We start from the raw sequence: 24,191 nt of genomic DNA, 5'->3' as shown, positions 1-24,191 counted from the left end.
GGCGGGCTGCCTTCGTTGATGTGACTTGAGCGGGTGGCACGGGCGGTTCCGTGGCGGGCGAGGGCTGGGGTGCTTCAGGGGCCTTGCCCGGTCCAGCGCCGGTGCACGCGTGTACGCCGACGGGCCGCCTTCTCGCACTGCCAGCACAACCACCCCTCAGGGACGGTAGCCACCGTGGAGTTCGTGCATGTGGCGCATCGGGTGCGGCCGCCTCTAGGTCCGTCATGCACCACGATCACTTCTTCGGTCTTCTGCCTCTCGTAGCCCAGGGGCCGGCTGTCGAGGATGTAGTCGTCGTGCCGCACGGGGTGGAAGGGGACGAACTCGTTGTCGACAGCGTCGGGCTGGGTGGAGTTGATGTGCTCCGGGCAGCGCTGGGTCCACCAGCGTCGGGCGATCTGCCAGTCGTTCACGTGCCAGGCCCAGACCCGTCCCTGAGTCCGGTCCAGGACCATCTGGCCTGCCCGTCCGGCCACATGGGTGGTGTCGATGTCGACCTGCTGCCACTCCCCCTCATCCACGTCGTACACGCCGTTGTCACAGCGTTCGCCGGTGCGGAAGTCGACCGCGATGCACTGGAGGTCTTCGATGGCGCAGGGGCCGATGCGGAGGGTCCCGTGGTACGCCACGATGTGGCGGATGTCTTCTGCTTCCTCCGGTTCGGGGCTCTCTACGTCGGTTTCAGTTGCAGCCTCGTCGTAGGGCGTGAACTCGCCCGACTCGATGGCCTGCCGCATGCGGACCGCGAGGACTTTCACAATCTCAGCGACCTTGTCGGGCAGGTCCGCATGCTTCACTGCCGGGCACACCGCGGGATGCGGCATCCGGCAGTACTGCCCGTCGCTTCCCGGGTAGGCGACGCCGCGGTGGAGGTACCAGCGCATCCGTTCCGGGATGGCACGGGAGGGAAACTCGGGGGTCAGCGGAATCCGGGTGCCGTCGTACCGGTCGAAGAACTCGATCGGCGTTCCGCAAAACTTGCAGCGTGTGGAACCGTCTCGCCGCAGCAGCTTGCTGTAGTTCGAGCGGTGCAGGTGCAGGTTGCGTGTCATCGGGCTCCCCGGAGAACCACACTCGCGGCCGTACCGGCCCGGTGGACGATCGTAGCGGTGCGGGCCGCCGACGGCAGCGAACTTGGTGCACCGGCATTCATCCGCAGGAAGCCTGGATGTCGTCGGGCAGGGGGCGGACGGCCAACCGCTGCAGCCGATCCCTCCAACCCCCCTGTTTGACAACTTGCTTGGCCTCTGCGGCTGGGGTGTCTTGCAGGAGGTGCAGGCGGCTGTCCAGCAGGTGCCGGGCAGTGCGGTGGCGTGCCTGAAGGGCTGCCTCGGCTGCGGGGGCGTCGGCTTGAGGGCCGGTCAGATAGAAGTCGTAGGGGCGGCGGGCCTTCTCGGCCTGCCAGGCCCGCTCGGCCTCGGCGGCCGCTTCCACCGATTGCGCGAGAGCGGCCAGCGCGGTGCGCTGGGCTTCGTCAGCCAATTCACGGGCTCGGTCCCTCACGGCGTACGCGGCGCTGGCCTGCGCGGCATGCGGGTCCTCGCCGTAGCTGCTGCCCAGAACCGCTAGGAGGTGCTGCCCGGCCCGGTCTGCTTCCTCACGCAGTCTGCCCAGCATTTGCCGCGAGGCGGCTTCCAACTGCGGCCGGGAAGGATTCACGCAGGTCCAGGCTGCCTCCATCCACGCAGCCTGCTGCAGCAGGTCTGAGGTCTGTCGGCGGTAGCTGCATGCCTCGCACAGCCCGGCCGCCTGGTCCCGCCCGCAGTCCTCGCACGGCAGGGCCTGGCGCACCGCGTCGGCGGCGGCCGCGGCCTCACGCTCACGCTCCGCCCGCTCCTGGGCAGCCGCACAGGCCGCATCCCGGCGGTTCTGCTCCGCGCGGGCCTTCTCACGCCGCCACATGAGGTCCTCCGCCTCGATGGCCGCCTGCTCACGCAACCGCTCCTCGAGGACCCGACGCCGCTCGCCATCGGCGAGACCGGGCAGCTCCCGGTCGATCTGCGCCGCGATCTTCGCCCGCCGGGCACGCCGGAGGTGAAGCACGTTGCCGCAGTTCTCGCACTCCCCACCGGTGTCCAGCCGGATCCCGTCATCGCACCGGAGGTCCGAGCACGCCTGACGCTGCACCAGGCCACGGCGGATCAGCCACGGATACGGGCGGTCGACCAGGGCCTCACCGCCGGTCTCCGCCAGCCGGTCGGTGAGCCGGTCAGCCAGCAGCCGCGCCGCCGCCTCCGGCTGCTCCAGAATGCCGGCCAGCCGCTTCATCTCCGCCTTGGCAGTCGCCGCCACCTGGTCCTGCTGCCAACCCGATAGCCGCTCCCACAGCCCGGAGACCGGTCCCAGAGCCACCCACAGACCAAGATCGTCAGGAAGGCCTGCCCTCCGCTGCCGCTGCGCCTTTGCCCAACTCGCGGCCTTCAGCCGGCCACCGGCGAGAACCCCGGCGGCACGCTGCCCATTTCGCTCATCGACCGGGGACTCCTTCGGCTTTCCCCCGCGCAGCGGGCCATCCTCAGCGACCGGCCGCACCGACTCGACAACGGCGGACTCGCCATCGGCGGCCTGATCCTCGCGCACGCACACGCGTTCCGGCCGATGGCCTTCACCACCACGGCCTTCGCCGGAAAAGCCACAAGAAGGCTGCAGAGGACTTACGGGAGTAGCCACAGAAGCGTGGTCTGTGTGGAGCTCTGCACCATCGGGACGCTCCTGATCCACCGCCTCCAAAGCCACCCCACCACCCCGGAGCCCAGGTGTGCCAAGGACTTCGGCAACGCGGACCGGAGCAAGATCTCCGACTGCACCATCGGGACGCTGCGAAGGCACCGCTTTGGCACCCTGACCAGACTCCACAGGAGTCACGGCGCGGCCGTACGCGCGGGCCACCGGCAGCAGCAACACCCGGCCACGCCCATTCATCCGCGTCACTGTCGCCTCACGCTGCCGCGCCACGACACCAGCCTCCGTCAGCCGCACCAAGACTTTCCGCGCCCCGGACGGCGAGCAGCCCAGCAGGCGGGCCAGCGTCGCCGCCCCCCGCCCCTCACGCTTCTTCACCGAGCCGCCGCACAGCTGCAGCCAGCCCGACGCCCTCGAGTTCAGCACCATCAAAAGCAGCCCGAGCCGGTCGGTCGCCGCCCCCTTGCCCGTACGGCTGGCCAGCAGCCCCGGCGGCGTCGGCTCCTTGCCCTCCGGCGCCCACCCCGGCCCGAACAGGGCCTCGATGAGGCGCAACAGCGTCGCCAGCTCCGCCTTCGACAACGCCAACGGATGCCCCACTCCCCCACCGTGGTGAGCGTTCCACAGCGGCATGAGCAGGCAGTCCAGCCCGGTCGGGTGTCCCTTCGCGTCCCTTACCACCCGGCTGCGCAGCGTTCCCGAACCGCGCAGCGGCGGCAGCACCTTGTGGTGGACAGTCGACTCACCCACCCCCAGCCAACGACCGAGCTCCGCAGCCCAGATCGACGTCTGCAGGTCGTTCTTCTCGCCCCTGCGCGCCCGCGACTTGGCGAAGAGCACTACCGCCGCCAGCTTCGGCGCATCTTTCAGTCCGGAGATCGAAGGGTCAGCCAACAGCGCCTGCACCGCGTCACGCAGCCGCAGCCGCATCGGCCGACCGAGGCGCAGCGGGTCGTCCAGACCGCCATCACCCGGTTGCTCGCAGGCCGGCACCGACTGCAGCGTGCCTCGCTGCGCGGGAATGACCGGAACGCCGACCACGTCGTCATCCGCCCGCTCCGGCAGCATCGCGGCCGCCGCGGCGCTCACGCGGACACCCCGGCCAGTCGGCAACCGCCAGTGGTGGCCGCGAGAACCCTGCCCCGTTTCAGATCCACACAAACGGGATGAACGCGGCAGTGAAATCCGTTAAGACGGGACGTCATGAGACCCCAAACAGGGGTGAAACAGGCATAAGCGGGCTGGCGAAAGCCCAAGCAGTCGTGCAGAATGACGACGTCCTCCTTCTCTGAAGGTAGGTACGACAAAGCCCCTCCTGTGAAGGTGGGTGCTTTGGTTCTGGCGAGAACCGAGTTCGAACCGCTCGCAGCCGGCTGGCACCGGGGCGAGCAGCTCCTCCAAGAGGCGGCAACCTCACGGAGAGCAGAGGGGCGCTGGAGTTGGTGACGGCAATCACCAGAAGCCAGACCCGGGGCGGCCAGAAGCCCTGCGATGCAGGCGCCGCCCCCAGAGACCTACGTCATGACCGCCCCCTCAAAAGCAGGGGTGCGGTGTGTCTGAGGCAGGGTGCGGGTACCCTGATACACGTCGATCACCTGGACTCGCTGAAACGGGTGGTCGGCAGGCCACGGACCCCTCCTACAAGGTCCGGCGGCCCGCCCCCTCGACTTGCTCAAGGTCGTGGGGGCCATTTTCTTTTGATCAAGCTCGAGGACACGATACTCCCCCGGTCTCCTGCTGCGGACCCCAGGAGCACCCCGTGTCGCGGGCCCAAATGTTTGCTGTTGAACCGTCAAACACGCACTGTGCGAAGGGCGCAGCACTCCCACGGGAGATAACGCCCTGACAAGGCCGTCAGTTCCCATGAGACCAGGGCAGTCTGATCCCCAACCAAGCGCCGTTTGCACACGCCTAATCGCGAACCCCGTCGCACAGGAAGCCTTCTCGCAGCGCTCGCCCTTTGGCACGCAACGACGGCCAGCGACATCCGGTGCGCGGTACGGTTCCTGCCCGTGACCCGACTCGCCTACTTCGACCTGGACGGCACGCTCATCGATCGCCAATCGGCGGTCCGCGATGCGATCAGCGACCTGTGCCACCGACACAACTTCAGTCCTACGCACGAACAGTGGCTGCGCGATCAACTGGCGGACCGGGCGAACGAGAGCGACTTCGCCGAACTGCGCGCCACCTTCGATCTGCCCGACACAGCTGCCGACTTGTGGCAGGAGTACGTCGACCTTATGGCGTCCGCCGTCACCTGCCGCCCCGAGGTCCTCGAGGGCCTGGCCCGCCTGCGCGCTGCCGCATGGACGATCGGCGTCATCACCAACGGGGCCGGCGACATCCAGCGCGCCAAACTCGCCAGGACCGGTCTCGCCGACCTGTTCGACGGCGTCGCCGCCTCGGGCGACCTCGAGATCCGCAAGCCGGACCGGCGCCTCTTCGAACTCGCGGCCACCCGCTGCGGCGTCAGCCTCACGGACGGCGGCTGGATGGTCGGCGACAACCCGACCGGAGACATCGGCGGCGGCCACCAAGCCGGCCTGCACACCATCTGGCTGCGAGGCCGACCCTGGCCCGACGAACTCCCCGCCGCTCACCACGTCGTCGACGACGTCACCGACGCCATCACCATCCTGCTCAACGAGACGGAGTAACACCGTGGACCAGCCGACCGTCGGCATCCTCCACCCCGGCAGCATGGGCGCCGCAGTCGCCGCCTGCGCCGCGACCAACGCGACCGCCGTCCTATGGTGCGAGACCGGGCGCAGCACCGCATCCGTGGAGCGCGCCGCCCAGTTCGGGCTGACACCCGTGGCCACGCTGGCCGAGCTGCTCAACCGCAGCGACATCGTCATCAGCCTCTGCCCGCCAGCTGCGGCCGAAGACCTGGCCCGCGACGTCGCCGGGCACCACTTCGCCGGCGTATACGTGGAGGCGAACGCCATCAACCCCGAGCGAACGAAGCGGATCGCCGCGCTACTCGAACACGGCGCGACCGTTGTGGACGGCGGCGTCGTCGGCTCCCCACCGATCGGCGGCAAGACGCCCACGTTGTACCTGGCCGGCCCCGCCGCCGCGACCGAGCGCATCGAGGCGCTGTTCGCCAGCACCGCCGTCCGAACGGCAGTCCTGGGCGCCGAAATCGGCAAGGCGTCCGCGCTGAAGCTGGCGTACGCCAGCTTCCAGAAAACGTCGCGGGTGCTGGTGGCGCTCGCGGTCGGTATGGCGCGCGAGCACGGCGTCGACCAAGAGCTTATCGAGGTCGCCTCGAAACGTAACGACTCGTACCTGACCGAGCCGCAGTACGTCGCCAAAACCGCAGCCCGCGCCTGGCGGTGGGGCCCGGAACTGGAGGAAGCCGCCGACGCCCTCGCGGCCGCCGGACTTCCCCCGGAAATGCTGCGCGCGGCCGCATCCACGCTGACACGGTGGAACGACGCCAAGGACGACAGCGAGCTCACGCTCACCGACGCCCTGGACCGACTCGCCCAGCCGTAGCCCCCACTCATGCCGTCGCCGCTCCCGCCCGCTGCGCCAGGAGGTGGTCGATGAGCCGTGCCGCGTCATGCGGGGCCGACGCCGTGGTGTCCACGGTTAGGTCCCAGACCATGCCCGGGTGCGCGTCCAGGTCCTCGCGGGTCGCGTCCCACGCCGCCAGGCGCGCCGTGGTGTCGCTGTCGCCGCGCCCCGCCGAGCGCTGCTCAGTGATCTCACGCGGGCACCACAGCAGCACCAGCGACCAGTCGGCCGGATAGCCGTCAACCACCGCACGGATGCCGTCGATCTGTCCGAGGTGCACCACAGGCACCCCGGCCTCGAACGCCGCGTCCAGGCCAGGCGCGTCAATGACGTACGTGTTGCCGTAGCGGCTGTTCGCGTAGATGACGGAGCCCGCGGCATCCAGCTCGCGCAGCTGCTCCGCTGTGCCCATCCGGTAGCCGGCCGACTTGCCCGTCCCGACCTTCAGCCGAGCGAACTGCGCATACCGGGGGCTCAACTCCGCGAGCGCCGTGGTGACGGTGTCCTTGCCCGACGCTGGTGGCCCGTACAGGACGACTCCCTTGGGCTGAGCCGCGCCAGCAGCCGCCAGCTCGTGAGCGGGGACGACATAGTGTGTCGCACCCCGCTTCCCAGGCGCGGACGTGGGGCGATTCACCACCTTCAATCTGCCTTCAGCAACGAGGTCAGTGACGTATAGGTCAACAACGAAGCTTGAGCGGCCGGTAAGCGCCCGGATGTCCTTCCTGCTGAAGGGCCCTGGTCCGAGGCTCGTCATGACCTCCTGCAACATGAGTCCGCGTGCAGTCTCCTCGACCGGCTTGCCCGGTTGAGTGGGCACGTACCGGTTGGAGCTCACCCGCTTTACTAGGCCCTTGCGCTCTAGGTCATTGAGCGCTGCGAGGACATCGCGGGCGGCGCTGCCGTACCGTCTGCCGAGTTCAACTGGCGTCGGCAGGAAGCGGTGCCGGTGGAATCTTCCGGCTCGGAAGTCTGCCTCGAGTGCTGAGAGCGCTGCTCGCGAGGCTTTAGCTCGGGCGTTAGGATTCTGCTCGCCCTGCGGTGCCCGATTGGCCCCGTTCTCGTCCGTACGGTTGTACAGCGGGTCCTCGCTACCAATCGCAGCTCGCTCAGCGGCTTCGGCTTCCTCTCGAGTGCCGTACCAGGTCTCAGCCCGGTGCTGCACCCGCGGCCACCAGCGTTTGTCTGCTTCGTGCTGCACGTATCGCGCTCGCGGGGAATGTGACAAACCGATGTAGAGCAGGATGCCCTGCGCGTCCCAAAGCCGATAGACGGCAGTAGGTCCAGCGTCTGGTGCTTGGCGGGACACTTCATCACCTCCTCGAGGTCACAGCTGACGGGCTGTCGGTTCGGCAGTACATCTCCATCGCCTACCGGGTCTGGTCAGCTAGGGCCACCGCCGGACCCAGACAGCTGTCACGCGTCGAAGGTCAGCAGGGGTACGTCGTAAAGGTCGGGGTTTTTGGGCCGGGTCATCACCGGTGCGGTGACTTCGACTACGAGCATCTCGACAAGGAACTGGACACGAGCGCTGAGCAGGTGGCTTGTGTGGCCGGTGGCCGATCGCGCCTTCTCCCCCAACGAGGTGTGGACGTGCGGCAGGACTCTGTCTGTCTCAGCGTCGTACGCGAGCGTTCCACAGCCCATTGCCTCTACTCCGGTCAAGTGGACCTTGCTCCAGACGGGTGCCTCGGGGTTCTCGAGCTTCTCGCAGGCGCCGACGATCTCGGCTTCGGCGAAGCCGGCGATGAACATGGGGATGTAGCCGTGCCGTACGTTGTGGCTGCGGCAGAAGGCGGCGAGGGTGGGAAAGAAGTCGTCGCCGTGATCGAAGGTCACGCCGAAGGTCCGGCCGGTGGTTAGTTCGTAGCTGCGCAAGATGGGATCCCAGGGTGTTGGGTCGGTTACGAGAGGATGCTGAAGGTCTGATTGATCTGGTCCCTGTCGGCGCCGGTCATCAGTAGTAGCTGAAGCAGAATGCGCGCCTTGACCGGGTCCAGCGTGCTGCCGGAGATCAGCCCGCGGGCAAGCAGGTCCGACTCGGAGCCGGGGAATCCGTAGGTCCGCCGTAGGACGGGGCCGGATCCGGTGCGGGTGGCCAGGACGACCGGCATGCGCTTGGCGAGGTCGGTAAGGGCGTCCACGCAGGCCATTGGGACGTGGCCAGCCCCGAACGCAGCGACGACCAGGCCGTCGACGTGGTCACCGAGAACCTGGAGAAGCGTCCCGTCGTCGCCGATCCCCACTGTGAAAACGGTGGTTCGGACGTCGGGAGTGGTGGCGTTGGGGGGAGTAAACGTCGGGGCCGCGTCGGGGCGGGCCAGAATGCGTACGCGCTCTTCCGCGACATAGCCGATCGGACCGGGGTACGAGGTGAAGGCGGTGGGGCTCGTGGCGTGGGTCTTGCGAACCCAGCGGGCAGCGTGGATCTCCTCCCCGAACACCACCACACAGCCGGTGCCCCGCGCTTCAGTACTGGCCGCGGTGCGGATCGCAGCCAACACGTTCGCGGGACCGTCAGCTCCCGCCATGCTCGCGTTGCGCATGGCGCCGGTGACCACGATCGGCATGTCGCCCTTGGTGACGAGATCCAGGAGGTACGCGGTCTCCTCGATCGTGTCCGTCCCCTGGGTGACGACCACGCCGTCGACCGCGAGAGTCTCGATTGTCGCGGCGAGCTCCAATAGGTCGAAGAAGGACAGCGACGCGCCGGGCAGACGGCGGAAGTCGCATACCTCCACATGGATGCCGGTATCAGCGAGCCCCGGTACCGCGGCGAGCAGGTCGTCGGCCGACAGCGTCGGCGTCGCGCCGCCGTCGGTCTGCGCGGTCATCGCGATCGTCCCGCCGAGCGAGATCACTGCGACGCGCCGGACATTATCGGCCATGGCCTTCTTTCCCCTTCGTTACCAGGCGGGTGATGGTGCGGGATCAGTGATCGGTCGGAAGAGAGGCCACGTACGCACAAGCGGCGTCGATGCCAGCCGCGGAGACCAGCCGGCTGCGGGGCTGGACCAGCCCGGACGATCCGTGCCTGGCGAGCTGGCCACACCGCTCGATCAACCAGGACCACGGCAGATCGACGTAGTGCGCCAGAGCACGTAGCCGCCCGGCAGCCGTCGGTGCCGCGGTGAGCGAGTGCGCGTCGACGTCGCGCGCCGCGATCGTGAACTCGCGGACAACCGAGGAGCGGGCGGTCACGTCGACGTGCCACATGCCGTCCCCCCTCACCCAGTTTGCGATCACCGCTTCCTTGTCGGGTGAGACGACGAAACCCTCAACGCTCTCGTACGCGGGATCGGAGGTGAACTGCGCCTGGATCCCGAGCGACTCCATCAACGCCACGGCCAGGAACAGCAGGATCCGCTCGTACCTCGGAGACGAGCGGACCACCTCCTCCGGGATGCAGAACGCCCGGGTACTCGTGCTGCCGAGCGCTTTCGTGGTTTCCCGCAGGTACGGGTACTTGTGATCGAAGATTAGCCAGGCGCTGGCCTCCTCACCGCGCTGTTCCCTCGTCCAGAACGCGGGCAGTGCTGGCAGATCCGGCAACGCCCGGAGGATGTGGCGAGCGCAGAAGTCTGAGCCCAACCACATGTGGGCAACCGTGTTCAACCCGGGTGCAGCTTCCCGGCTGACCGCAGAGGCGGACAGCCGCTCGTAGGCCTTGAGATCACTGCGGGTCTCGGCAAGAGGCTGGTCATCGGCCTGTAGCGCGTCGTCATAGTTGCTGACGGCCCACAGAATGCCGTAGGTGAGGTCATCCAGTTCGTAGGCCGTGGGCGCGGCGACTTCGCACACCCCGCCATTTCTCGCGAGCTTGCCGCGGGCCGATCGGCCGTCCAGAGCGTAGAACCGAGATACTCCCTCGGTGTTGACGGCCCCGACCAGCAGGTTGCGATGCGGCCGCGTCAGGAATTCCTCAGCCCGCCGCTGGTTGGGGATAGACAAGATCACTCGGCCTCCCTCGATGCGCGCGGGGTGGACTTGGAGCGAGAGTTGGGAGCCGAGCATGGAACGGCCTCCTGGGATGAGGGCGTGCCAGTCGACCCCGAGGTCAGGTGTTGGGCGGGATAGTTGAAGGCCTGACCAGCTATCGGTGGCGGTTCTCGCAAACCCGAAGGGATCCTCGGAGGCCCTGGTTGCTAAAGCTGCTGGCATACCCATCCCAGCCACCGCAGCGGCACCGACGCCCACCCCAGCGCGTAACAGCGCGCGTCGATCGAGTGCCACGAGCACCACCGTTCCATCGTCGAGACGTGCAGGGACGAAGATCCCCTCACTGTCCGACAGTGCCGTGCGCGAAAGAGCCGTGGCCAGACTCACCGGTGTATCGGATACATGGGGCGCCGAACCGGATACATGGCTGGGCTCGGATACACCCTGGTCGATCTCTTGCCACAGCTCAATCAGGAAGCCACCAGCACCAAGCGTTCGGTCGATGAGCTCCACCTCACCTCGGTCTTGAGGTGGGCGGGCTCCGTTCTCCCAACGCTGCACCTTGGAGTGCGAAACGAACATCCTCGCGGCGAATTCCCGCATGGACAGTCCACGCGCCTCACGCAGCTGTCGGATCATGTAGCCAAGGCGGTGCTGGGGAGACTGGTCCGGCGTCAGCACCTTCGGCCTCTGCCCCACGTTGAGCCCCCTATATGTATCCAAGTCCCTGTATCCGCAGGACGGATACAGGGCAACCGTAGAAGTCACCCAAGATCACGCCTACACCTGGAGTACCGGCAGTCGGGATCCCCAACTTCGGCTCTAGGAGGGCGAGATGAACGAGCTTCGGCATGCCCACGACACGGGGCATCGTGTAGCCGACGCGCATGGCCGCAGCATCGATCTCACGGCTACCGGCGCGAGGTCGACACATGACTGCACCTGCTCGAGAGCCATGGCAGGAACCCAGTCGCGCGGCCACCTCCGTGGCACGCTGGTCATACGCCTTACGGTCATTTTGACCGGCGGCTTGGTCGTAATGGTTCTGCTGGTGGTAATCCGCGACATCGTCATCACCGTGGCCAGCACCAGCGTGACAGGCTTGATCTTCAAGGCGCTGCTGAGGCCTTCTCACCGGCGGGACCGGTGAGACGCGTGGCCTCTTGCGATCGGCTTCCTGCGTGCCGGGCACTGTGGGTTGGCTCCCTGTGCGGGAGTAGCAATCCACCGTGCCCGGGTCACGAAGTGACTTCATCAGGCGTCGAACTCGTAGTCGAGCACGTACGCGGCGGAGTCCATGGTCATTTCGTTGACTTCAACGGCCCGTCCGTCAGCATCCAGGGCGGTGCGAGCCAACTTGATGACGGACCTGTCGGCCGGAATGGACAGCCGCGCCACCTCTTCCCCGGACGGCATGCGCACCCGGATCTCCTCACGGAACCGAGTAGGCGCGTGCCCGAGGTCTGCAAGGCGGGCGTAGACCCCGCCTGGACCCGGATTGGCCTCGGTGATTGCCGATCCAGCGACCAGGGTCTGCGGGAGGTAGGACGCCGCGAGCATGACGGGTCGGCCCTCCACGACGTATCGACGGCTGCGTACGCAGACGGTCTCGTTCTCCGCGAGGTCGAGCACCTCAGCAATGTGCTGAGGTGCAACCGCTCCTTCGGTAACCGTGACCTGGTCAACGTCTGGCGAGCGGTCATCGTCGGTGGACCAGATCGTCTTGCCGCTACCCCACTTGTCACGCGCCAGTCGGGGAATGCCACGACGTCGAATGGGGCGGAAGTCCTCGATATACCAGCCCGACCCCTTGCGGGACCCCACCAAGCCTTCGCCTCGCAGCAGGCCGAGAGCTTGGCGCATGGTCAGGGATGCCACGCCGAAGTCAGTGGCGAGCGTGTTCTCGCCTGGCAGACGGTCGCCAGGGGCGTAGTCACCACGTTCCAGGCTCGCCCGCAGCTCTGCGGCGATGCGCAGGTACTTGGGCTGATCTGGTCTGGACTCGCGGCTCATCTATCTCCCCAGGCTCTATCTCTCTATAGAGCTGATCGTACGGGTCAGGCAAAGAGCAAGCCACGCTCGCGCGCCAACGCAAGGCCTCACAATCTCTATGGAGAACCGTTGACCTCTTTAAAGAGATTTGCTTCACTGGAGTCAGCGCAGGACGGGTCACCTACGGAGACCTTCTGATCACTTTGCGCTGCCCTACTCGACTGAACCGACGGATCACACCCTTTCGAGAGGAGCTCCACGTGAGGATCGCCTGCTACCCCACCGCCAACCTCGTCAGCGAGTCCTTCTATCGCGAGCCCCTCGCGCTCTTGGATGAGCTGGAGGTGGAGTTTCCGGAGTTCGGCGACGTCGACCTGGACGTGGCGTTCGGTACACCGCTCGACCTGTACGAGGCTGGCACCTTGGCCCACGAGCAGCTGGACGGCCTGGACGTCTACGCCGCTATCGAGGCCCGCGAGAACCGGCTGGCTGCCGCCCGCGACATCGTCACTGACCCGGCCGTCACCGCCCTGGTCCGTGAGCGTCTGGTCGACGTCCTCCTCCCGCACGCCTCCCAGCTCAACCCCGCGACCACGGACGTGTCCGCTTTCCGCGGCACCGTGACCTCCGCTCCGCTCGCCGCCTGAACCCCGCCGCCTTCCATGGGCACCGTGCCGCGGCTCGGTTCCGGTGGTGGGCGCCGGACCTCACGGTCCAGCCTTTCAACTTCATACGTCTGGTTGTCCGGCTTACATGCCGGCCCGGGGTGACGAGTACGACGCGGTCCTCCGAGAGCAGCGGCCAGTTGCGCTACCCGCAGCCGTTGCGCTGCCCGTCGTCCAGGAGCCGGGCCTTGTGCCAGTTCCTGACCGGCGGAGAACGCAACAGCAAGGGAGACGACACCAGATGCGCCACAACGGACGTACCCCTATCAAGGCCAGCGCGATGCGGCCCGAACACCTCAGCCTTCGCGACGGTCAGCCCCGGATGGCGGTCTGCCCGGACTGCCAGACCTGGCACCGCCTCGTCCGCTCGATGATCAGGCCGCACCGCGACGGCGTCGACGTCCCGATGAGCAGCGAGCGACGCTATTTAGGCGAGAAACCGTCCGGCGGCCGCCGTTGCCCTGGCAGCGCGCAGCGCATCGACATCGACATCACCCCTGATCAGTGGAGCGAGAAGCTGCTCATGGCCGAGATCACGGCCGTCGGCCGCCGCACGAGCCGCCCGATCCGCAAGCCCCGCCCGCAGGCGTCGCCCGCGCCGATCCAGATGCCCGCTGCCACTCGAACGCTGCGCGATCAGCTCGCCGAACACCTCCAGAACGACTGCCATCGCTGCCGCGCTGGCCGTTGCGCCTGCGCCATCGAGCTGCGCCAGCGGATCCGCCGGACCGCCCAGCTCGCCGCCGCCCCGGCCACTCCAATCTACGGGCAGCTGCGTACAGCCTTCCGTGAGCACCGGGCCTTCTGCACCGCGTGCGAGACCGGCGCCCTCTGCGACACGGGCGGCAAGCTCGCTGCCCGCATGACCGATATCGCCCGCGACCATCTGCCCCGCACCGCCTGACCCGCACTCGCGACGAACGACCACGGACGCCCCCACCTTGTCTCCCTGGTGGGGGCGGCCGTGGCTGCTCGTACGACAGCCAATACGGCGACAGCCCCGGCGACTTGAGACCCCCGGGGCTGTCCAGGACCTATTTCGGAGGACCTGTGCAGACCAGCATGACACTCTCGGCGCTCGCAGCCGAACCCGACCCGATGACCGTCGAAGCGCTCCGCAGGGTCGTCGACGACCAGATCGGCCCCCGCGCGCGGGGCGCGATCTACCAGAACGTCGACGGGGCCTTCGAGGTCCTCGCGGTGATCCGTGACCCGGAACGCGCCCGAGCGCTGCTGGGACGCCGTGGTGCGCAGTGGGCCGTGATCGTGAAGGACGTGCTCCGGCCCGGTGCTGAGCCCTTCGCGGTCTGCTCGGCATGGACGACGTCGGACTACCTGGTCCGCGAGGCTACGGCGACCGGAGGGGTGAAGTGATGGACTGGCGTCATAATGCGGTCTGCCGTGAAGAGGACCCTGAGCTGTTCTTCCCCATCGGCAACACCGGTCCTGCGCTTCTGCAGATCGAGGAGGCCAAGGCTGTCTGCCGCCGCTGTCCGGTCGTGGAGCAGTGCCTGCAGTGGGCGCTGGAGTCCGGGGAGGGCGAGGGTGTTTGGGGTGGGTTGTCCGAGTACGAACGCCGCGCACTCAAGCGCCGCGTCGCCCGCCGTCGCCAGGCCGGGAAGGCGGCGACGGCATGACGGACGTCGACCACAAGCGCCTGGAGGACGCGCTTCGCCGGACCAACGAGCGGCACGCCTTCGGCCGCCGCGCTCATGGCTGAGTCGCTGTATGACCGCTACATGAAGGCCAGTACCGCCAACCGTGCGCACGGTGAGACCTGTTCCAGGTGCTCGCCCGACGTGCGGTGCGACACCGGCCGGCGTCTGCAGGAGTCGTTCGAGCGGCTCCAGGACGCCTACCTCGCCCAGCAGAAGCAGACGCGAGGCTGACCCGCAGGAGGGAAACCCAAGTCCCTCCCACACCATGCCGTTCCACCAGGCCGGTCGCCCGCACCACGGGCGGCCGGCCTTTCGCACGCCTCCGGTCCGGGAGAGTCTCGGGCCCCGCTTCCCCGCAGGAGAGCCCATGCCCAGCACCCCGCTCGACACCGCGACGACCGCCAGCGGCGCCACTCGGTCGCCGGACTCGCTGTGCACGCACACGCCGAAGTGTCCGTCGGCCGACAGCCCCGACCGCGAGGCCGCCACCGTCGTGGCCAGCCACCCGGAGCAGGGCTGGAGCCTGCTGTGTAACGGCGTCCTGATCTTCGAGGACACCGGTGAGCTGCTCCCCGACGGCCAGGTCATCGCCCCCCTCCGGCCGCTCACGGTCGTGGCCTGACGGCTGCCTGATCCGCCCGCACCGACCGTCCACCACCGTGGCGGCCGGGTCGGGCGGTGACGGGGAGCCGGACAGTCCGGATCACGTGACCCGCCAAGGAGTTGCCGTGCGCGACAACGCCCTGAGCACCACCCCCGCGATCAAGTTCCAGCGGGGCGAGTTCGTCTTGTACCGCGATCCGGAGATGTTCTGGACCGGGCAGGCCGGCCACACCTTCGTCTGCCGCGTCGACCGGGTCTGCCTGGGCAACACCTACGACCTGACGCCGCTGGCGAAGGGCCGCCCGATCTACTACGCCAACCCGGACTACATGCGGCTGCTGCCCGCCATCGACGCGATGCGCGACATCGACACCGCCCCGCTGAACACCGACGGTGCGGCCGACGACATGACCGCGGCCGCCCTCGCCTGGCTCACCCAGCAGCACGCGACCGCCAACCAGCGGCCGGAGCTGCCCGCCCAGCGCGACTAACCGAACCACCCGTGAACCGCCGCCGTCGGGGCGGCATCAACCTGGAAGGAGGCGGCGTGGCCGCCACTCGAACCCGTAAGAGGCCCACCGCCCGCAAGAAGCCGGCGGCAACGTCCCGTCCGGCTCCGCAGCCCACTGCCTCCACCGCCCCCGCCTCGTTGCCGGCCCCGGCCGAACAGACGGACACCGGCCTGGACCTCGAGGCACTGGTCCGTGTCGCGGACGCCCGGGACCGGGCCGCCGACATCATCGACACCGCGCGCGAGCAGGCCGCCGCCCTCCAGGCGGAAGCCGAGGGCCTGGCGGCGCGCACCGTCGCCGACACCCACGAGCAGGCAACCGCGCTGCTGACCGAGGCGCACACCCGCGCCGCGGGCATCACCGCCGACGCCGACCAGGAGGCCACCGCCCAGCGCGCGGCGGCGACGCACGACCTGGAGGCGGCGCGCGGCGAGGCCGACCGGCTCCTGGCGCAGGCCCGCGACCGTGCCGAGACCCTGGTGAAGGAGGCCCGCGCACAGGTCACCGACCTGACCGAGCTTGCGGCGACCGACCGTGCGGCCATGGTTACGGCGGTTGCCGAGCTGCGGCGCCTGGCCGAAGCCGACCTCACCGAGATCAGCGCCATGGTCGACCAGCGCCGCACCGAGGCCAGCCAGATCCTCGCCCGCGCCCAGGAGCAGGCCGACGAACTGGTGGCCACGGCGCAGCGCGAGGTCGAACAGGCCCGCGGGCGGTTCGCCCAGCTCGCCGACACCGCCGCCGCCCAGTACGACGCCCGGCGCGCTGAGGCGGAAGCGCTGTACGCGGACGCGGTCAAGGCCGCCGACGACCGGCGACGCGAGGCCGACGCTCACGTCGCCGCCGCGCACACCGAGGCGGAGCAGGCCCGCACCGAGCTGCGCGAGCAGCTGCGCAAGCTCACCGACCAGTTCGACGCGGAGGCCGCCACCAAGCGCAAGGCCCTCGCCGATGAACTCGCCGGGCTCAAGGCGGCCTGTGACACGCAGCGCGAGCGGCTGCGGGAGGAAGCCAAGACCGTCGCACAGCAGCTGCGGGAGGCCGCCCAGAAGGAAGCGAGTCGCATCACTACGGAGGCGGAGCGCAAGGCGAAGGGCATCACCGAGCGGGCGCAGGCGGATGAGGCCCGCGCCCGCCGGCTACTCGAGGAAGCCCGAGAGGCGAAGAAGGCCACCTCCCGCTTCCAAGGCTGGCACCAGAACCTCAGCCGCAAGGCGTGGAAGACGGCACCGTGGATTGCACTCGCCGCCGGCGTCGGTCTCGCCGCCTCCGGCGAGTACGAGCTGGCCCGCATGGTCGGCATCCACCCGTACGTCGCGCCGCTGCTGCCCGTCAGCATCGACGTCTACTGCGTCACCGCCTTCCGCGCCAAGAAAGACATCGCGGCCGCGCTCGCACTGATGGCGTCGGCCAACGTGGTCTTCCACCTGTCGGAGCAGGCGCACCTCGTACCCGAAGGGCACTCCGCGCCGTGGTGGCTGACCACCTTCGTCGTGCTGATCTTCGTGGCCGTCATCTGGCGCGTCCACGCGCTCATGCACGACGACGCTGGCGCGGACGGACACGGTGGTACGGACACGGCGACCGCGACGCAGGGACGTACCAGTACGGACGCCCGGACGGCCGCTCGTACGGACGGCTCGGCTGGTACGCAGCACGCCCGTACAAGCCCGTCCGGTACGGACTCGTACGGCGCGGCAGGCGGTACGTCGCCCGTACGGACGGCCAACGGCGCAGCTCGTACGGAGCCTGTACGCGGCACCCTGCACCCCACCGCCCCGGTGGCGGCGAATGCGGGTGTAACCAGCGCGTACAGCGACCGTACAAGTGGCGTACAGGCCACCCCGGACGGGGCCGCGCGTACTAGTACGGAGCACGCCGGCCGTACCGGTACGGCGACGTACTCGAGCGAGACCCGTACCAGTACGGTCACCGCCCGTACAGTCCCGACCGACGGCGTTCCGACGGCCCGTACCGGTACGGCGGGCGACCGCTCGCGTACCAATGCGGCCGCCACCGCCGGGCGTACCGGTACGGCCACGCCCGCTCGTACGGACGCCGAACTGCTCCCGCTCGTACAGGCCCTGCCGCGCGACGAGAAGGGCTTCGTCACCGTCTCGCGCGTCCGTACCAAGCTGTCCGTCAACCAGGACCGCGCGATCCGGCTACTGAAGGAGGCCGGCCTGCTGCGTCCCGAGGACGCGGACAAGTACCTGACCTGATCCACCGTCCGGCACACACCAGTGAGGGCCAGCCCGCGGGAATCGGGCTGGCCCTCGCTGCGACTGCCGGAAGCAGTCGACAGCCCCACCAGTACACCAGGAGGGAAACCCCGCCGTGAACAGCACCGACCCGCACTACTCCCCTCTGCGCGACGTCGCGCAGAACCCGGAGGCAACTGCCCGTTACCTGGCCGATGTTCAGCGGGTCCTGCTGGACATCGGCAAGAACCTGGAGACCCTCGCCCTGGAGGTCCGCGTCCACTGCCGGAACACCAACGTCAAGGGCGACCGGTTCTACGACGCCTGGCTGCGCGCGCAGCCGGTGGAAAGGGCGTTCAGGGACGTCCTGAAGAACGTCGAGGCCGTCACCAAGGGCCTCGAAAAAGGCGCGTACAAGCGCCGCGTCCACGATGAGACGGTCGCAAATACCGTCCGGAAGCGAAAGGAAAGGGAGCTCGAAAAGCAGCGTAAGAAGAGCCCGCAGTCGCTCCAGGCCGCACCGAATCAGCCGCAGCAGGGTGCGCAGGGCCAGAATGCTGGGTATGGTGGTCCCACGTCGATTTACGACATGGGTCGGGAGTCGGCGTGAACCGCCCCCTCAGCAGCGCCGAACGCTCCGAACAGCGGAGGCAGAACTGGCTGAAGGAAGAGGCGACGAAAGCCCGCGATTCTCGCGGCGAGGCAGGGCAGATGGAATTCTGGCTCCGCCTGGCACGATCCCGAATGGCCAAGGACGTCAAAGCCGGTCGCGGCGACGTCTACTCCGGATTCGCGCTGATCTGCCGCCTGTTCATTACGGCGATGGACCAGCGCGTGGAGGGCGACGGACGGATCTGGAACGACCTGCTGCGGTACGCGGAGCAGGTCGTGACGAAGCACCCCCCGCGTCACTGAACGTCACCAGCGAGGCCCCGCCGGGCTCCGGCGGGGCCTCGCGCGCGTAAAGCGTGCACACGTGCACGTGCACACGCGTGCACACAAGAACCCACGCTCTGTCAAGTCCCAGGAGGGAGGCGCACCGTGTCCGATGAGGACGGCACAGGGACCTTGGTCCAAGGCCCCTGGAGCGGTGATTCCACGTACGTGCCACCGCCGATCCCGGATTACGGCGACACCATTCCGCCGCCGGAAGATATTCCCCCGGCTCCCCCGGAATCGCCGGAAGAGACGACAATGGAACTACCGGCGATTCCGGCTGCCCCGGACCCGTCGACGGCCTTGCGTTCCGAAGGAATTACGGCACCGGAAACCGGCGAAGAGAGCGGTGAATACGAGGAGGGTGAATACGAGCAGCCTCGTTCTCTCGCTGACCGTCTCGGTGACTGGCTGGAATTCCGGCTGGAAAGGGCGCGGACGCTCCATGAGAGCGAAGCACCTTTCCGTGAGGCCGAAATAGCGCGGAAGGCTGCACTGCTGGAGGGCCGCACAGCGCAGGAAGTCGCGATGATGGAGCAGAACGGAAAGCTCCACGCCGCGATGATGAAAGCGAAGAGCGACAAGGCGGCGGCACGCGGAAAGGCGGACGCCGACCACGCAAAGTCGTCCGCCTCCGGCCTCGGGTCGGACAAGGGCCGTTCAAAGGCCGGCGGCGGGGGCGGGTCCTCCCGCGGCGGTGGTGGCAGCGGGCCGTCCCGTACCAACTCCGGCTCGGGAGCGAACCGGTCCGGGGCGTCGCGCGGCTCCAACTCCGGCGGCCCCGGCGGTCGTTCAGGCCCTGGATCGACCGGGGGCGTCGGAGGCGGCAAGGGCGGTGCAAAGGGCCCTCAGTCCGGCTCTGGCGGCCGTGCAGCCGGTTCCGGGCGCAGCGGTTCGTCCGGGGGCTCGAAAGGCTCTCGGACGGGCTCTGGCAGCTCCCACCGCAGCGGCAGCGGCGGCTCGAAGGGTGACGGCGGCCGGGCGCAGCACGGCCCGGCCTCCACCGTCCGTGCAGAGCGGGCCCGCGGCCGCCAGGAGCGCGCCAGCACCCGGCAGGCCGGACGGCAGGAGCGACGCACCGCCGGGCACGCCGCCGGTGTCGCCGACCGGTCCAAGGACCGCGACCAGGCCCGCGCCCACCGGCAGCAGGCATGGGAGAACCGCCGCGCGAAGCGGGCAGAGCGTGACGCGGCACGAAAGACGAAGAGGGAAGCCGCAGCGGCCTCCGACGCGGGACGCACCACCTTGAGTCAGGCCCTGGCGGAGGAAGCACAGCGACGCTGGGACAAGCGCCGCGCCGACGCGCAGGCCAGCACACCGAAGGTGAACCTGACCAAAGACAAGAACACCCACAACAAGAGCGGCCAGAAGACCGCCAACGGCGGCTCCGACGGGGACTCCGACTCCGGTAACAGCGGCGCGGCAGATGCGTCCGATACGTCGGACAAGGAATCCACCACCGGTGACGGCTCCTCCGACAACCCGAAGAAGAGGCGACGTTCCCGGCGCCGGCACACCGGCGCGGGCCGCACCCGACGGCGCGGACGCACCCGACGCGCAGGCCGCACCCGCGGGAAGCGTCGCGCCCGTACGGGCCGGGCCGGGCGGCGCGGCCGTGCGGCGGACAGCCCGTTCGGCGAGGAGGACTCCACCCCCACCGTGGAGTGGCCCGGCCGGCCCGCCCGCCCGCCGCGCACCAACGGCACGACGGGGGACGACATCGAGGACGCGCACATCGTCCCCGACGAGCCCGCGGCCGTGACGAGGGGCGTGAAGGGCCTGCCGCCCGCGCCGGAGAAACACACTGCACGGCCCGGCACCAGCCGGCCCGCCAGCACGGAAGGGAGCAGCGTGAGCAGCGCACAAGTCAGCAGGCCGTCCGGGCACAGCGGCCTCGGCACCCAGCACCGCACCGACATCACGTTCGACCAGTACCTGATGGAGATGGCGAACATCGCCATCAGGGCCGCCTCCGACCAGGAGCGTGCCGAAGCCCTGGTGGAGGCCCTCGCCAAGGTCGCCGACGCCCTGCGGGACATGGCCGCCGACCTGGCCGCCGACCACAACATCTCCACCGCCGTGACCGACCTGATCGAGGACCTGGCGGACTCCGCGGCCCGCATGAAGGGGCAGGCGGAACGGTGTGCCGAGCAGTGCGGCCTGGCAAAGGAGGCCGCCAAGCTTGCCGCCGCGATGGTCGCCCGCGTCTACGGCGAGGACATGGCAGCCAAGGAAGACGCCGGCCTCACCCACGCGTCGGCCGCCGCCCACCACGACTAGGCCCTGGAGGAAACCCGCTGATGAGCAGCGATCTCACACCCCGCAGCGCCAGCGCGGCGCCCGTTGTGGCCGACGACGACAACCGGTACAAGGCCGTCCAGGCCAAGCTGGACAAGCTCGGCAAGGCCATGGACGACGCAGCCCTCGAACTCGAGGACCTCCACCGCAGCATGGAGCGCAACGCCGGCCACACCGAGGACGTCACCACCGACATCGAAAACGCCGGCCTGGATGCGAAGTTCGTGCGCCTGACCGTCAACGTGGCCCTCGCCCTGGTCGGTGCCTCCCGCGAGGTCCGCAAGTTGTCCGACACCGCTCAGGAGACCGCCGACCTCACCCACGAGACCCGGCGTGCCCACGCCAAGCTCTACGGCGCGTTGGACGACATCCGCTCCAAGCGGCGCGAGAAGACGCCCAGGCCGGGTTTCTTCAACCGCTGACCCCGCTCCCCCACTCACCCCGCCACGGGCGGCCCCGCAGACATCGCGGGGCCGCCCGTGCCCGTTTGCCGAAGGAGACCACCGGTGACCACGCCGCGCAGTGTCGCGCTCGAACGCCTCGCCTACACCCTCGCCGCGCCCGTGCTGGCCGTGGCCCCCAATGTCTACCCCGATAGCCCCGTCAACACGGTCGTGCAGCTGGCGGGCGCCGCCGGCGTCGGCGGCTGGATCCTCGCCGGCAGAAGCGACGAGCCGGGCGCCGGGCGCAAGATCCTGCGCTGGTCCCCGCTGGTCCTGGCCGCCGCCGTCGACGTCGCCGCCGGGCACACAGGCGGCTTCGGCCCGTACTGGCTGGACGGACTGCTCGCCGCCGGATGGGCGGCGGCCGGCTACCTGGTGATGCCGTTCTCCCGGCACACCCGCCGCGGACACCGCCCCGCCGTCGCCGCCCGGGCCCCGCAGTTGGCGCCCGCTGTGGCTCCGGAGCCGCCCCCCGTCATGCCGGACGACGGCGCCGACGTGCTCACCCGCGACGCCCGGGTGCTGTGGGAGCAGGCCGGGATGCCCGGCCGCACGCACATCGTCAAGGCCACCCGGCACCCCGGCATGCGGCACGACATGACGATCCTGCTGCGCGCCTCGGAAACCGGACGGCCGATCACCGGCCTGTCGGAGGCCGCGGTCGCCGCGCCGTTCGGCGTGCACTCCAGCGACGTCGTCCTGGCGGAAGTTGCTGTCCAGCCCGGTTGCCAGGGCGGCCCCGGCTGGATGGAGGCCCGCATCACCCCCGACGCCAACGCCCGGCGCCGCACCCGGCCGACCGACCAGGAGAAGTGGATGGATCGGGTCGGGAGCCCTAAGGGCGGCGCCCCCGGCTCCGAGCTGCTCTACAAGATCCGCGACGTGGAGCGTGGCGTGACGTTCTACCGGGCGAGGATGACCGACTCCACCGACACTCCCCGCATTGACTTGCCCAAGGTCTGCCGTGCCCTGGACCTGCCCGAGGACGACAGCCGTGTCTTCGTGCTGTCTGAAGGAGCTGAGTTCCTGATCAGCGTGTTCGACACCCCGCCGCTGTCCCCGACGTTCTCCGCCACCCGTGAGCTGCTCACCCCGGACGCCAAGGGCATGTACGTGTGCGGGTTCAGCATCACCGGCCAGCCGGTGCACAACTTCGTGTTCCAGCGCGACAAGAACGCCGCCAAGCACGGCCTGGTCCTCGGTGTCACCCGCGGCGGCAAGACGCAGTTCTTCGCCGTCACCATGGTGGCCGAATCCAACGCGGGACAGATCGTCTGGCTGTCCTCATGCTTCAAGGACGAGAAGACGACCGCCCTCGGTGAGTACATCGACCGCCAGGGCATCAGCCCGATCTACATGGCCCGCCAGCTGCGCGCGGCCAAGGCCCTGTGCGAGATCCGGGCGGAGATGCCGTGGGCGCACGACGGCAAGCCGCACGACTACAAGCCCGGCGACCCGCGCTGCCCCTACAAGCAGCTCAACGTCTACGCCGATGAGTTCATGACCGCGAGCCAGGACCCCCAGTACGGCGAGTTCATCCAGGCCGACGGCGACGCCCTGACCGTCATGGGCCTCAAATACGGCATCGGCTTCAACCCGGCCGGACAGAGCCCATTCGCGCACAACGGCTTCTCCACGGAGATGAAGGACAACCTTCGGCAGAACTCGAGGCCGGTCATCTTCAACATGGGTTCGCCCGGCGCCACCCGCAAGGCGGCGGAGGGCACCATGGAGAACGCCTACGACGTCCCGACCATCCCCGCCCGCTACGCCCCCAAGGAGGGCAGTGCGATCGAGCGGGCCATGGCCGGAGAGGCCGAACCCGAGAACGGTGTCTCCACCGGCGGTGTCGCGGTCGTGGTTCTCGACAACGGGCGGGCCGTCCTGATGAAGGCGCTGTACGTGGACTTCGACACCGACCTGGCCGAGCTGTTCCCCAGCGAGGTCAACCGGCTCACCGACCACGAGATCAGCGAGCTGGACAAGCGCGGCCTGTGGTTCGACTGGAGCGAGCCCGAGCCGCGGCCCGGCGAGTTTTGGCCCGAGCCCGACGAGGACGACGACGGCGACGGCAAGCCCCGCCGACGCGGAGGCGGCGGCAAGGGCGGAGGCGGGCGTAGCTCCAAGAGCGGCCGCCGCGCCGAGCCGAAGGTCACCTCTCCCCGCCAGGCACTGGAGGCCATCAAGAGCCTCACCGACGCCTGACCACACCCACCTACCCGGGCCGACCCGTCGGAGCGCGGCCGGCCCACCGACCTCTGTAAAGGAGCACCACCCACTGTGGCCCTGTCCATCTCTACCGCCGTGCTGCTGGGCGTCATCGTCACCGTGCTGGTCAAGGGCGGATACGTCCGCGTCGGCTCCATGTTGGCCTGCACCCTGTTCGGCTTCGCCCTCGCCGCGACCGGCCTGGCCCCGGCCATCAACAGCGGCCTCGCCTCGCTCGCCGGACTGATCTCCAGCCTCTGACTACGCCTCCGTCCACGGCGGGTCCGGGGTGTAGTTGAGCCCGTCGCAGAAACGGCAGTCCCACTCCGCGGGCACTTCCCACTTGTCGACCCAGATGCCGACCTGCTTGCCCACGAAGTAGTTGTCCCCGTCGCACCACCCGCACTCGAAGACGAACTCCACTCCATCCCCTTCCCCCTGCCTGATGGTCCGAGGATGCCCGGGACGCGGGTGCGCCGACACCCAAACGCCCACTCCCCCGCTATACACACGCCGAAGTGCGCCGCCC

At 68.9% G+C, this 24,191-nt stretch carries 25 protein-coding genes; 17 read left to right on the top strand and 8 right to left on the bottom strand.

Annotated elements, in window-relative coordinates:
• Positions 1-74 precede the first annotated feature (74 nt).
• The gene (locus tag M8H82_RS34310) at positions 75-1,052 is read right to left on the bottom strand and encodes a DUF6083 domain-containing protein (RefSeq protein WP_250079285.1); all 978 of its coding nucleotides are present in this window, start codon (positions 1,050-1,052) and stop codon (positions 75-77) included.
• A 97-nt stretch (positions 1,053-1,149) separates the two neighbouring features.
• Positions 1,150-3,771: a hypothetical protein gene (locus tag M8H82_RS34305; protein ID WP_250079284.1), complete on the bottom strand. Its 2,622-nt coding sequence runs from the start codon at positions 3,769-3,771 to the stop codon at positions 1,150-1,152.
• Positions 3,772-4,694: 923 nt separating this feature from the next.
• Here M8H82_RS34305 and M8H82_RS34300 point away from each other — a divergent pair.
• Both M8H82_RS34300 and M8H82_RS34295 read left to right on the top strand, forming a co-directional pair.
• Complete coding sequence (locus M8H82_RS34300) at positions 4,695-5,342, top strand: HAD family hydrolase (protein WP_250079283.1); 648 nt, start codon at positions 4,695-4,697, stop codon at positions 5,340-5,342.
• Between the two features lie 4 nt (positions 5,343-5,346).
• Entirely contained in the window at positions 5,347-6,186 is an 840-nt protein-coding gene (locus M8H82_RS34295) for an NAD(P)-dependent oxidoreductase (RefSeq protein ID WP_250079282.1), read from the top strand.
• A 7-nt stretch (positions 6,187-6,193) separates the two neighbouring features.
• On the opposite strand, the gene M8H82_RS36685 is transcribed toward M8H82_RS34295, so the two are convergent.
• From M8H82_RS36685 to M8H82_RS34275, 4 genes are all read right to left on the bottom strand, one after another.
• A complete protein-coding gene (locus M8H82_RS36685) occupies positions 6,194-7,408 on the bottom strand; it encodes a hypothetical protein (protein WP_308293300.1) in 1,215 nt (404 codons plus the stop codon).
• Between the two features lie 215 nt (positions 7,409-7,623).
• A complete protein-coding gene (locus M8H82_RS34285; RefSeq protein ID WP_250079279.1) occupies positions 7,624-8,085 on the bottom strand; it encodes a PPC domain-containing DNA-binding protein in 462 nt (153 codons plus the stop codon).
• 26 nt (positions 8,086-8,111) lie between these two features.
• Positions 8,112-9,095: an asparaginase gene (locus M8H82_RS34280; protein WP_250079277.1), complete on the bottom strand. Its 984-nt coding sequence runs from the start codon at positions 9,093-9,095 to the stop codon at positions 8,112-8,114.
• A 43-nt stretch (positions 9,096-9,138) separates the two neighbouring features.
• Positions 9,139-10,827, bottom strand: a complete 1,689-nt coding sequence (locus M8H82_RS34275) for a helix-turn-helix transcriptional regulator (RefSeq protein WP_250079276.1) — start codon at positions 10,825-10,827, stop codon at positions 9,139-9,141.
• Between the two features lie 154 nt (positions 10,828-10,981).
• On the opposite strand from M8H82_RS34275, the gene M8H82_RS34270 reads away from it, so the two are divergent.
• Positions 10,982-11,296 carry a hypothetical protein gene (locus M8H82_RS34270; RefSeq protein WP_250079274.1) on the top strand — a complete coding sequence of 105 codons (315 nt, stop codon included), beginning with the start codon at positions 10,982-10,984 and terminating at the stop codon, positions 11,294-11,296.
• Positions 11,297-11,400: 104 nt separating this feature from the next.
• Here M8H82_RS34270 and M8H82_RS34265 read toward each other — a convergent pair whose 3' ends face one another.
• A complete protein-coding gene (locus tag M8H82_RS34265; protein ID WP_250079273.1) occupies positions 11,401-12,159 on the bottom strand; it encodes a GntR family transcriptional regulator in 759 nt (252 codons plus the stop codon).
• 239 nt (positions 12,160-12,398) lie between these two features.
• Between M8H82_RS34265 and M8H82_RS34260 the strand changes: the two genes are divergently transcribed.
• The 14 genes from M8H82_RS34260 (at position 12,399) to M8H82_RS34195 (ending at position 23,923) form a co-directional block, all read left to right on the top strand.
• A complete protein-coding gene (locus M8H82_RS34260) occupies positions 12,399-12,785 on the top strand; it encodes a hypothetical protein (RefSeq protein ID WP_250079271.1) in 387 nt (128 codons plus the stop codon).
• Positions 12,786-13,044: 259 nt separating this feature from the next.
• Complete coding sequence (locus tag M8H82_RS34255; protein WP_250079269.1) at positions 13,045-13,707, top strand: hypothetical protein; 663 nt, start codon at positions 13,045-13,047, stop codon at positions 13,705-13,707.
• A 158-nt stretch (positions 13,708-13,865) separates the two neighbouring features.
• Positions 13,866-14,177: a hypothetical protein gene (locus M8H82_RS34250; protein WP_250079266.1), complete on the top strand. Its 312-nt coding sequence runs from the start codon at positions 13,866-13,868 to the stop codon at positions 14,175-14,177.
• Positions 14,177-14,440: a WhiB family transcriptional regulator gene (locus M8H82_RS34245; protein WP_250079264.1), complete on the top strand. Its 264-nt coding sequence runs from the start codon at positions 14,177-14,179 to the stop codon at positions 14,438-14,440. The genes M8H82_RS34250 and M8H82_RS34245 overlap by 1 nt, the downstream gene beginning before the upstream one ends.
• 102 nt (positions 14,441-14,542) lie before the next feature.
• Positions 14,543-14,692: a hypothetical protein gene (locus M8H82_RS34240; RefSeq protein ID WP_250079262.1), complete on the top strand. Its 150-nt coding sequence runs from the start codon at positions 14,543-14,545 to the stop codon at positions 14,690-14,692.
• A 199-nt stretch (positions 14,693-14,891) separates the two neighbouring features.
• On the top strand, positions 14,892-15,083 hold the full coding sequence (locus tag M8H82_RS34235) for a DUF5999 family protein (RefSeq protein WP_284049699.1): 192 nt from the start codon (positions 14,892-14,894) through the stop codon (positions 15,081-15,083).
• A 106-nt stretch (positions 15,084-15,189) separates the two neighbouring features.
• On the top strand, positions 15,190-15,555 hold the full coding sequence (locus M8H82_RS34230) for a hypothetical protein (RefSeq protein ID WP_250079258.1): 366 nt from the start codon (positions 15,190-15,192) through the stop codon (positions 15,553-15,555).
• A 56-nt stretch (positions 15,556-15,611) separates the two neighbouring features.
• The gene (locus tag M8H82_RS34225) at positions 15,612-17,798 is read left to right on the top strand and encodes a hypothetical protein (protein WP_250079256.1); all 2,187 of its coding nucleotides are present in this window, start codon (positions 15,612-15,614) and stop codon (positions 17,796-17,798) included.
• A gap of 115 nt (positions 17,799-17,913) precedes the next feature.
• Complete coding sequence (locus tag M8H82_RS34220; protein ID WP_250079253.1) at positions 17,914-18,387, top strand: hypothetical protein; 474 nt, start codon at positions 17,914-17,916, stop codon at positions 18,385-18,387.
• Positions 18,384-18,692 carry a hypothetical protein gene (locus M8H82_RS34215; protein WP_250079251.1) on the top strand — a complete coding sequence of 103 codons (309 nt, stop codon included), beginning with the start codon at positions 18,384-18,386 and terminating at the stop codon, positions 18,690-18,692. Before M8H82_RS34220 ends, M8H82_RS34215 begins: the two co-directional genes overlap by 4 nt.
• A gap of 549 nt (positions 18,693-19,241) precedes the next feature.
• Positions 19,242-20,993: an ATP/GTP-binding protein gene (locus M8H82_RS34210; protein WP_250079249.1), complete on the top strand. Its 1,752-nt coding sequence runs from the start codon at positions 19,242-19,244 to the stop codon at positions 20,991-20,993.
• A gap of 20 nt (positions 20,994-21,013) precedes the next feature.
• Positions 21,014-21,433 (top strand): conjugal transfer protein TraB, encoded by a 420-nt coding sequence (locus tag M8H82_RS34205; protein WP_250079248.1) that lies wholly within the window; start codon positions 21,014-21,016, stop codon positions 21,431-21,433.
• 84 nt (positions 21,434-21,517) lie between these two features.
• Positions 21,518-23,659 (top strand): chromosome segregation protein ParM, encoded by a 2,142-nt coding sequence (locus tag M8H82_RS34200; RefSeq protein WP_250079246.1) that lies wholly within the window; start codon positions 21,518-21,520, stop codon positions 23,657-23,659.
• 75 nt (positions 23,660-23,734) lie between these two features.
• Positions 23,735-23,923 (top strand): hypothetical protein, encoded by a 189-nt coding sequence (locus tag M8H82_RS34195; RefSeq protein WP_250079244.1) that lies wholly within the window; start codon positions 23,735-23,737, stop codon positions 23,921-23,923.
• On the opposite strand, the gene M8H82_RS34190 is transcribed toward M8H82_RS34195, so the two are convergent.
• A complete protein-coding gene (locus M8H82_RS34190; RefSeq protein ID WP_250079242.1) occupies positions 23,924-24,085 on the bottom strand; it encodes a hypothetical protein in 162 nt (53 codons plus the stop codon).
• Positions 24,086-24,191: the final 106 nt, after the last annotated feature.

Origin of the sequence: Streptomyces sp. YS415, from assembly GCF_023544665.1 — a bacterium.
Classification (GTDB): domain Bacteria; phylum Actinomycetota; class Actinomycetes; order Streptomycetales; family Streptomycetaceae; genus Streptomyces.
The sequence above is the reverse complement of the archived record's forward strand: the minus strand, read 5'-3'. Positions and strand labels throughout refer to the sequence as shown.

Bases quoted from the DNA above. Each gene is read 5' to 3' on its own strand.
- M8H82_RS34310 (WP_250079285.1), bottom strand. From the start codon at position 1,052: ATGACACGCAACCTGCACCTGCACCGCTCGAACTACAGCAAGCTGCTG.
- M8H82_RS34280 (WP_250079277.1), bottom strand. From the start codon at position 9,095: ATGGCCGATAATGTCCGGCGCGTCGCAGTGATCTCGCTCGGCGGGACG.
- M8H82_RS34270 (WP_250079274.1), top strand. From the start codon at position 10,982: ATGAACGAGCTTCGGCATGCCCACGACACGGGGCATCGTGTAGCCGAC.
- M8H82_RS34265 (WP_250079273.1), bottom strand. From the start codon at position 12,159: ATGAGCCGCGAGTCCAGACCAGATCAGCCCAAGTACCTGCGCATCGCC.
- M8H82_RS34255 (WP_250079269.1), top strand. From the start codon at position 13,045: ATGCGCCACAACGGACGTACCCCTATCAAGGCCAGCGCGATGCGGCCC.
- M8H82_RS34250 (WP_250079266.1), top strand. From the start codon at position 13,866: ATGACACTCTCGGCGCTCGCAGCCGAACCCGACCCGATGACCGTCGAA.
- M8H82_RS34245 (WP_250079264.1), top strand. From the start codon at position 14,177: ATGGACTGGCGTCATAATGCGGTCTGCCGTGAAGAGGACCCTGAGCTG.
- M8H82_RS34240 (WP_250079262.1), top strand. From the start codon at position 14,543: ATGAAGGCCAGTACCGCCAACCGTGCGCACGGTGAGACCTGTTCCAGG.
- M8H82_RS34210 (WP_250079249.1), top strand. From the start codon at position 19,242: ATGATGGAGCAGAACGGAAAGCTCCACGCCGCGATGATGAAAGCGAAG.
- M8H82_RS34205 (WP_250079248.1), top strand. From the start codon at position 21,014: ATGAGCAGCGATCTCACACCCCGCAGCGCCAGCGCGGCGCCCGTTGTG.